Origin of the sequence: Buttiauxella izardii, assembly GCF_003601925.1 — a bacterium.
Taxonomy (GTDB): Bacteria; Pseudomonadota; Gammaproteobacteria; order Enterobacterales; family Enterobacteriaceae; genus Buttiauxella; species Buttiauxella izardii.
Map to the genome: position 1 here is coordinate 39346 of NZ_QZWH01000067.1, position 8008 is coordinate 47353.

Here is an 8008-nt window from a genome sequence, read left to right on the forward strand (position 1 = left end):
TAAGCCTGGCTGCGTGCCGGGCTTTTTTGTTGGTGATGGATGGTTTGTGCGGTTGAGAGCCATTATTCAATATCAACTGTTGATAGGGATAATCGTTCATTGGTATGCTTTCTATCGCCATGAGCTATCATGGCGACGGAGGATAGAGAATGAATATTCGTGATCTAGAATACCTGGTGGCGCTTGCTGAGCATCGTCACTTTCGTCGGGCAGCGGATTCCTGCCATGTCAGCCAGCCCACGCTGAGCGGTCAAATTCGTAAACTTGAAGATGAACTGGGTGTGATGCTGCTTGAGCGCACCAGTCGTAAAGTCTTGTTCACGCAGGCGGGTTTGCTGCTGGTGGACCAGGCGCGCACCGTGTTGCGTGAAGTAAAAGTCCTTAAAGAGATGGCCAGCCAGCAGGGCGAGGCAATGTCCGGGCCGCTGCACATTGGCTTGATCCCAACCGTTGGGCCTTATCTGTTACCGCAGATTATTCCTGAGTTGCATAAAACCTTCCCGAAGCTAGAAATGTATCTGCACGAGGCGCAAACCCATCAACTGCTCGCGCAGCTTGATAGCGGAAAACTCGATTGTGCGATACTGGCGCTGGTGAAAGAGAGCGAAGCGTTTATTGAAGTGCCGCTGTTTGATGAGCCGATGATGCTGGCGATTTACCAGGATCACCCGTGGGCAGATCGTGACCGCGTGCCGTTGTCAGATTTGGCGGGTGAGAAGCTTTTGATGCTGGAAGACGGGCACTGTCTGCGCGACCAGGCGTTAGGTTTCTGTTTTCAAGCGGGTGCGGAAGAAGACACGCATTTCCGTGCAACCAGTCTTGAAACGCTGCGTAATATGGTCGCTGCCGGAAGCGGTATCACATTGTTACCGGCGCTGGCTGTGCCGAACGAACGCTGCCGCGATGGCGTGGTTTATCTGCCATGTTATAAACCAGAACCGCGTCGTACCATCGGCCTGGTTTATCGCCCTGGTTCACCGCTGCGTGGCCGCTATGAGCAGCTGGCGGAGGCCATCCGCACGCATATGGATGGCCATTTTGAACCGGAGTTAAAACAGGCGGTTCAAGCCGTTTAACGCCGCTACCCGATAGGCTTCCGCCATGGTCGGGTAGTTGAAAGTGGTGTTAACAAAGTACTCAATCGTGTTACCACCGCCTTTCTGCTCCATAATCGCCTGGCCGATGTGAATAATCTCGGCCGCGCGCTCACCAAAGCAGTGAATACCTAAAATCTCTTTCGTCTCGCGATGGAAGAGAATTTTTAGCGTACCCACGTTCATACCCACGATTTGTGCACGAGCTAAATGCTTGAACTGCGCCCGGCCCACTTCGTACGGTACTTTCATCGACGTTAATTGCTGCTCGGTTTTCCCGACGGAACTGATTTCCGGGATGGTATAAATACCGGTCGGAATATCTTCAATCAGATGCGCCGTCGCTTCGCCTTTGACCATCGCTTGCGCGGCGATTCGACCCTGATCGTAAGCCGCCGATGCCAGACTTGGATAACCAATCACATCGCCAACGGCATAAATGTGCGGCTGTGCGGTCTGGTACATGCTGTTAACTTTCAACAGACCACGACCATCAGCTTCCAGGCCGACATTTTCCAGCGACAATGAATCGGTATTACCGGTGCGTCCGTTGGCATAAAGCAGGCAGTCAGCCTTCACTTTTTTGCCGGATTTCAGCGAGACAATGACGCCGTCTTCCACGCCTTCGATGTTCTCAAACTCTTCGTTGTGACGAATAACGACGCCGCTATTCCAGAAGTGGTAAGAGAGCGAGTCGGACATCTCTTGATCGAGAAATGCCAGCAGGCGGTCGCGGGTGTTAATCAAATCCACCTTGACGTTCATGCCACGGAAAATCGACGCATACTCGCAACCAATCACCCCCGCGCCATAAATAATGACGTGGCGAGGTTCATGGTGAAGGTTAAGAATGGAATCGCTGTCGTACACGCGCGGATGCGAGAAATCGACTTCCGGCGGGCGATACGGGCGCGAGCCACAGGCAATCAGGAATTTCTCGGCGGTGATCATTTCTACCGAGCCATCGTGGCATTCCAGCGCGATGGTGTGAGCATCAACAAAGCGTGCATCGCCCTGCAACATTTCGCAGCGGTTACGCTCATAGAAGCTCTGGCGCATACGAGTTTGTTGGTTAATGACACTGTCGGCATGATTAAGAATGTCGGCGAAGGAAGAACGGAGAAGATGGGTGTGGTCGCTGTATAAAGGGTTTTGATTAAATTCGATAATGCGGCTGACGGCGTGGCGGAGGGCTTTCGAGGGGATGGTTCCCCAGTGAGTACAACCGCCACCCACGTTATGGTAGCGCTCAACAACCGCTACCCTTGCTCCAAGTTTCACCAGCCCCATTGCAGCGCCTTCGCCGCCTGGGCCGGAACCAATTACTACTGCGTCATAATCGTAGGTGTGTGACATGGTAAGGCTTACCTGTTCTTATACATAAAAGCAACACGATGGTAACATCAACGTCATGATAACCCAATTGTCGTTGTGCTTTTTGCTGCGTTACGCGAGCAAGCTCGCGTAAACAATCATTCACAATCCCGTATAAAACCAGTTAAGTTATTCTCTGGTATAGTGCGACGTCGATTTAAGAGATTCAGGCAAGATGATGGGTGTAAGAGCGCAACAAAAAGAAAAAACCAGGCGTTCTCTGGTGGAAGCCGCGTTTAGCCAATTAAGTGCTGAACGGAGTTTTGCCAGCCTGAGTTTGCGCGAGGTCGCCCGTGAGGCTGGAATTGCGCCAACATCGTTTTATCGCCATTTTCGTGATGTTGACGAGTTGGGTCTGACCATGGTCGACGAGAGCGGTTTGATGCTGCGCCAGTTAATGCGCCAGGCTCGCCAACGAATTGCCAAAGGCGGGAGCGTAATTCGAACTTCTGTCTCAACATTTATGGAATTTATCGGTAATAATCCCAACGCATTCCGTTTGCTGTTGCGCGAGCGTTCTGGAACGTCCTCCGCATTCCGCGCCGCTGTCGCGCGTGAAATTCAGCATTTTATTGCGGAACTTGCGGACTATCTGGAACTCGAAAATCGCATGCCGCGCAGTTTTACTGAAGCGCAGGCTGAAGCGATGGTGACGATTGTCTTTAGTGCTGGTGCCGAAGCGTTGGACGTTGATGCCGATCAGCGTCGTCAGCTTGAAGAGCGACTGGTGCTTCAGTTACGTATGATTTCAAAAGGTGCGTATTACTGGTATCGCCGGGAGCAAGAGAAAGTGGCATTGGCTCAAATATCCGAAGAGTGATTGAAAGGAAGAGCAATGAAACAGTTACAAGAGAGAGGTACGCTCGGGTTAGCGTTTATCGCGGGCCTTGCGATTAACGGAACGTTTGCCGCGCTGTTTAGCTCGGTTGTGCCGTTTTCTATTTTCCCCCTTATTACGCTGGTGCTGACGGTCTACTGTTTGCATCATCGCTACCAAAACCGCACCATGCCGGTTGGCCTGCCAAGTATTGCAGCGGCTTGTTTCGTTCTGGGCGTGTTGTTGTATAGCGCGGTGGTGCGGGCTGAATACCCGGCGATGGGTTCTAACTTCCTGCCATCGGTGCTTTCAGTGGCGTTATTGTTCTGGATTGGCTTTAAAGTCCGGGCACGTAAAACGCAGGTCGCTGAATAATTAGCTGAGCCAGAAACAAAAACGGACGCCGAGGCGTCCGTTTTGCTATTTACGCGTTAACAACACGCCGCATTCCATATGATGCGTGTACGGGAACTGATCGAATAACGCCAGTCGCGACACATTATGGGTTTCGCTCAGTGTTTCCAGATTTTCGCACAGCGTTTGCGGATTGCAGGAAATATAGAGAATCCGCGGGTACGCCTGCACCATCTTCACGGTGTCTGCATCCAGGCCGCTGCGCGGGGGATCGACAAAAATGGTTTCGCACTGGTAGCTTTTCAGGTCAATGCCTTTCAGGCGGTTAAACTCGCGCACGTCGTTCATCGCCTGGGTAAAATCTTCTGCCGCCATACGAATGATTTGCACGTTGTCGATTTCATTCGCTTCAATGTTGTATTGCGCGGCAGCAACTGACGGCTTGGCGATTTCAGTCGCCAGCACGCGGTTAAAGTTACGCGCCAGCGCCAGCGAGAAGTTACCGTTTCCGCAATATAATTCCAGCAAATCGCCGCTCGAGTCTTTCGTCGCATCCAGCGCCCATTCCAGCATTTGAACGTTCATCGCCGCATTTGGCTGAGTGAAGCTGTTCTCAACCTGGCGGTAAATCATCTCTTTACCGGCAACGGTCAAACGCTCGTCGATGAAATCCTGATCCAGCTCGATTTTGGTTTTAGTCGCACGGCCAATGAGATGAACGTTGAAACCCTGCGCGCGCAGCTTATCGCGCAGCGCCTGGGCGTGTTCTTGCCACTCTTCATTCAGCTTGCGATGGTACAACAATGAAACAACCGCCTGGTTGCTCATTGTGGTCAGATAATCAATCTGGAAAAGTTTATAACGCAGCGCGGGAATATCACGCACGCCGTCGAGCATCGCAGGCATCAACGCGTTGATCAGCGAACTGGCTGCCGGGAAGGTATTGACCCGAATACGCTGCTTTGTTTCCTGGTCAAACATGATGTGGTAGAGGTCGTCTTCATCGTGCCAGATGCGGAATTCAGCACGCATTCGGTAATGGCTGACCGGCGAACGGAACACCTCCGGCGCAGGCGCGGCAAAAGGCGCCATCAAGCTTTGCAAGCGGGCGACTTTTTCGGCCAGTTGCGCGTCGTATTGTTCAATCGGAAGATGTTCGGGGGTCATGGCGTCTACCTGTTAATAAAGTCAAACAACGCGGCGATTGTAGGGAATAGGTTGGTGATGTCCAGTCCTGTTGCATTTTGATGCTTATAGACAAGCTTATTAACAAAATCGTAGCATAGCGTTTCCGGCCTTTTTACAAGTTAAAAGGGAACCCAGTGTAATTCTGGGGCTGACGCGCAGCGGTAAGGAAGAGCGGGATGAGTGCAAAGTGCAGACACTGCTTATATAAGTGGGAAGTCATCATCCAATAACAAACGCCTCCAAGCCCGAAGACCTGCCGGTATACGTCGCAATCTGCATAACTATCGCGTGCTATTTGTTATGTCTGCGGCATCCTTTTTGGAAAGCGGATGCTTATATAAATGAAGTTAAAAAAACTTTCGCTGCTTACGGCGTTGTCCGTAACGGCTTTTTCAGGCTGGGCGCAAGACAGCAATTCTGAAGAAAACCTGGTCGTAACGGCTAATCGTTTTCAGCAACCTGTGAATACAGTTCTGGCTCCGACTGATGTTGTCACCCGGGAAGATATCGATCAATGGCAGGCCAAATCGCTTAATGATGTGATGCGTCGTTTGCCTGGCGTGGATATCGTGCAGTATGGCGGTTTGGGGCAAAGCTCTTCTATGTTTGTCCGTGGCACAAGTGCGAGCCATGTATTAGTGCTGGTGGATGGTATACCGCTCGCGCGACCTGGTATTTCCAACTCCTCGGATATCAGCCAAATCCCTATCTCATTAGTGCAACGCGTGGAATATATTCGCGGCCCGCGCTCGGCTGTTTATGGTTCCGGTGCGATTGGTGGCGTAATTAATATTATTACCCAGACTGACGAGCAAAAATCGCAGATTAATGCGGGCGTTGGCTCTAATAGCTATCAGCAATATGACGGCACATTGCGTCATCGTTTTGGCGATACGGTCGCGACCGTTTCTGGCGCGTACGAAACCACCAAGGGTTTCAACGTTCAGCCACACTCAACTTACAGCGGTGATAACGATCGCGATGGCTACCGCAGCAAAAGTTATTGGGCGGGCCTCGAGCATAAATTTAGCGAAGAGTTTGATGGTTTCTTCCGTACCTACGGTTACACCAACAATAGCGATTACGATCTAGGTGCGCCTCCTTTTACTCCTGCGTATAGCGCGGACGAGCATCAACTCTATAATCAGAATTACGATGCGGGCCTGCGTTTCCATTCAGGAATCTATTCTTCGCAACTGCTGGCTAGCTATCAAAAAGTGAAGGACTACAACTATAGCAGCGAGTATGGCCGCTATAACGATGGTACGACGCTCGACAATATGACTCAGCGTAATATCCAGTGGGGCAACAATTTTGTTGTGGGGAATGGCTCGATCAGTGCGGGTGTGGATTGGCAGCAACAGCGCCTGACATCTTCCGACACCATTATGTCTGATACCTACAAGCGCGATGATACGGGTGTGTATCTGAGCGGCCAGCAGCAGTTTGGTGATGTGACGCTTGAAGCCTCTGGTCGTGAAGATCACGACGAGCAGTTCGGCTGGCACGGTACATGGCAGACGGCGGCAGGCTGGGAGTTTGTTGAAGGGTATCGTGCCACCGTTTCTTACGGCACCGGGTTCCTTGCGCCATCGCTTGGGCAGCAGTTTGGTTCCACACGTTTTGGTATCGACTCTAATCCAAACCTGAAGCCAGAAGAGTCCAAACAATGGGAAGCCGGGCTTGAAGGGCTGACCGGCCCGCTGGACTGGCGTTTGTCGGCTTATCGCTACACCATTGATAACCTAATTACCTACTATTCGGATCCGGTGACGTATGCTGGCGCTTACGACAACATCAAGTCTGCGACCATCAAAGGGCTTGAGTGGACGGGGAGCCTGGATACCGGCATCTTTACCCATAAAGTCACGCTCCAATATATGGACCCGCGTGATGATCAGAGCGATGAAGTGCTGGCTCGCCGTGCGAAGCGCCAGGCTAAGTATCAACTCGACTGGACGATGTTTAACCTCAATATGGATGTGGCGTGGCAGTATTACGGCAAACGTTACGACAACAACACCTCTGCTTATAACAATACTCAGCAGATTTTGCCGAGTTACAGCACGGTGGATGTTTCCGCATCATATCCGGTCACCTCACAGCTAACCGTTCGTGGTAGAATCGCCAACCTGTTCGATAAAGATTACGAGACGGTTTATGGCTATCAAACCCCAGGACGGGAGTACTACCTCACTGGCAGCTATACCTTCTAATACACGTCCCACCGTACTGGTTTTTGACTCCGGTGTCGGTGGGCTCTCTGTGTATGATGAAGTCCGGCAGCTCCTGCCTGACCTGCACTACATTTATGCCTTCGATAACGTGGCATTTCCCTATGGCGAGAAAAGCGAAGAGTTTATTGTTGAGCGCGTAGTCGAAATTGTGACTGCGGTTCAGGAACGTTACCCGCTCGCGCTCGCCATTATTGCCTGTAATACGGCGAGTACCGTTTCGCTTCCTGCACTCCGTGAAAAGTTCGCATTTCCAGTTGTCGGCGTTGTTCCTGCGATTAAACCTGCTGCGCGTCTGACTACGAATGGCGTTGTTGGCTTGCTGGCAACTCGCGGCACGGTGCGTCGTCCTTATACTCACGAACTGGTCGCCCGCTTTGCATCAGAATGCAAAATCGAAATGCTAGGTTCAGCCGAGCTGGTGGAATTGGCGGAAGCCAAGTTGCATGGGAAACCGGTGGACCTCGAAGAGCTGCGTAAAATTCTGCGTCCTTGGCTGAAAATGAAAGAGCCGCCAGATACAGTGGTATTGGGTTGCACTCACTTCCCTCTATTAGAAGAAGAGTTGCTGCAAGTTCTTCCGGAAGGCACTCGATTGATAGATTCAGGGGCTGCGATTGCTCGCCGCACCGTATGGCTTTTAGAGCATGAATCTCCAGAGGCATTATCTGCTGATGAGAATATTGCTTTCTGTATGGGGCTTACGCCTGAGATTGCACAATTAACACCCGTTTTGCAGCGTTATGGCTTCCCAAGGCTCGAAAAACTAGCAGTTCGCAGCAATTTTGAATAAAAAAACGACGGTTGAAATAAAAATTGAAAATAGGGGTTGTCAGCCTCCGGAAAATCCCTATACTGCGCCTCCACTGACACGGCATAACGGCTTACAAACCGGCCCGTCAGCCAGACGAAAAGCGAAAATAAATGCTTGACTCTGAAAGAGGAAA

The 8008-nt window shown here is 51.3% G+C and carries 7 protein-coding genes and 1 riboswitch; of the genes, 5 read left to right on the forward strand and 2 right to left on the reverse strand.

Annotated features, from left to right (window positions below; all coding sequences use genetic code 11):
• The first annotated feature begins 149 nt into the window (after positions 1–149).
• Positions 150–1076 (forward strand): DNA-binding transcriptional regulator OxyR, encoded by a 927-nt coding sequence (gene oxyR / locus D6029_RS21750; protein WP_120066759.1) that lies wholly within the window; start codon positions 150–152, stop codon positions 1074–1076.
• On the opposite strand, the gene sthA is transcribed toward oxyR, so the two are convergent.
• Entirely contained in the window at positions 1050–2450 is a 1401-nt protein-coding gene (gene sthA, locus D6029_RS21755; RefSeq protein ID WP_120066760.1) for a Si-specific NAD(P)(+) transhydrogenase, read from the reverse strand. The two genes, oxyR and sthA, sit on opposite strands and share 27 nt — an antisense overlap.
• A 193-nt stretch (positions 2451–2643) precedes the next feature.
• On the opposite strand from sthA, the gene fabR reads away from it, so the two are divergent.
• Complete coding sequence (gene fabR / locus D6029_RS21760; protein WP_120066761.1) at positions 2644–3288, forward strand: HTH-type transcriptional repressor FabR; 645 nt, start codon at positions 2644–2646, stop codon at positions 3286–3288.
• Between the two features lie 15 nt (positions 3289–3303).
• Positions 3304–3660: a YijD family membrane protein gene (locus tag D6029_RS21765; protein ID WP_120066762.1), complete on the forward strand. Its 357-nt coding sequence runs from the start codon at positions 3304–3306 to the stop codon at positions 3658–3660.
• A 45-nt stretch (positions 3661–3705) separates the two neighbouring features.
• Here the strand turns inward: D6029_RS21765 and trmA are convergent, their stop codons facing one another.
• Entirely contained in the window at positions 3706–4806 is a 1101-nt protein-coding gene (gene trmA, locus D6029_RS21770; RefSeq protein WP_120066763.1) for a tRNA (uridine(54)-C5)-methyltransferase TrmA, read from the reverse strand.
• Positions 4807–4914: 108 nt separating this feature from the next.
• Positions 4915–5102: riboswitch (cobalamin riboswitch) on the forward strand.
• Positions 5103–5168: 66 nt separating this feature from the next.
• Between trmA and btuB the strand changes: the two genes are divergently transcribed.
• On the forward strand, positions 5169–7043 hold the full coding sequence (gene btuB, locus D6029_RS21775; protein ID WP_120066764.1) for a TonB-dependent vitamin B12 receptor BtuB: 1875 nt from the start codon (positions 5169–5171) through the stop codon (positions 7041–7043).
• Positions 6988–7854, forward strand: a complete 867-nt coding sequence (gene murI / locus D6029_RS21780; RefSeq protein WP_120066765.1) for a glutamate racemase — start codon at positions 6988–6990, stop codon at positions 7852–7854. Before btuB ends, murI begins: the two co-directional genes overlap by 56 nt.
• Positions 7855–8008: the final 154 nt, after the last annotated feature.

What these genes read in the sequence shown, in the direction of transcription:
- D6029_RS21765 (WP_120066762.1), top strand. Translation starts at nt 3,304, where the DNA reads ATGAAACAGTTACAAGAGAGAGGTACGCTCGGGTTAGCGTTTATCGCG.
- murI (WP_120066765.1), top strand. Translation starts at nt 6,988, where the DNA reads ATGGCTATCAAACCCCAGGACGGGAGTACTACCTCACTGGCAGCTATA.
- sthA (WP_120066760.1), bottom strand. Translation starts at nt 2,450, where the DNA reads ATGTCACACACCTACGATTATGACGCAGTAGTAATTGGTTCCGGCCCA.
- trmA (WP_120066763.1), bottom strand. Translation starts at nt 4,806, where the DNA reads ATGACCCCCGAACATCTTCCGATTGAACAATACGACGCGCAACTGGCC.
- btuB (WP_120066764.1), top strand. Translation starts at nt 5,169, where the DNA reads ATGAAGTTAAAAAAACTTTCGCTGCTTACGGCGTTGTCCGTAACGGCT.
- fabR (WP_120066761.1), top strand. Translation starts at nt 2,644, where the DNA reads ATGATGGGTGTAAGAGCGCAACAAAAAGAAAAAACCAGGCGTTCTCTG.
- oxyR (WP_120066759.1), top strand. Translation starts at nt 150, where the DNA reads ATGAATATTCGTGATCTAGAATACCTGGTGGCGCTTGCTGAGCATCGT.